Raw genomic sequence first — 484 nt, 5'->3', positions numbered from 1 at the left:
TAACGCCCTGCTAAGGGGTGAGCAACGCAATACCGAAGCCGCTGCAAACCACCTAAATCACCAAAAATCAACGCATAGTAAAAATGCCACGCGTTGCGAATCCCTCTTAAGCAGTTTGTTATGTGAAATTTTTGCTCGCCCTCACCATTAGTTTGCTAACCATCAACTTTAGGTTTGATAGGTGCAATAACCATATAGATAACCCAAGCAAACCAAGAAACAAAGAGTATGGTAAGTACCCAAGCGAGCTTTTCCCGACCTGTGGTTTTATTGGATTTTAAAACTAATACAAATGGAGTTAACCAGACGATAAAAACTGCCCATATCATCACTGAACCGTATATAGAATTCATAAAACATCCCTGTGGTTATATAGCCTTATTCCTTTAGATAACCATGACAGAGGCGAAGAAGCAATGTTAGTTCAGCAAATACATCAACTTACGTTCAATTATGATGTAGAAACCAAAATTACACATAACGC

At 39.0% G+C, this 484-nt stretch carries 1 protein-coding gene; it reads right to left on the bottom strand.

Annotated features, from left to right (window positions below):
* Positions 1-155: 155 nt before the first annotated feature.
* Entirely contained in the window at positions 156-353 is a 198-nt protein-coding gene (locus BCT11_RS04025) for a hypothetical protein (RefSeq protein WP_005537014.1), read from the bottom strand.
* Positions 354-484: the final 131 nt, after the last annotated feature.

The sequence above is a fragment of the Vibrio sp. 10N.222.52.B12 genome (assembly GCF_002875385.1).
In the GTDB taxonomy this organism is placed as follows: Bacteria; Pseudomonadota; Gammaproteobacteria; order Enterobacterales; family Vibrionaceae; genus Vibrio; species Vibrio jasicida.
This window is presented reverse-complemented; position numbering and strand designations above follow the sequence as displayed.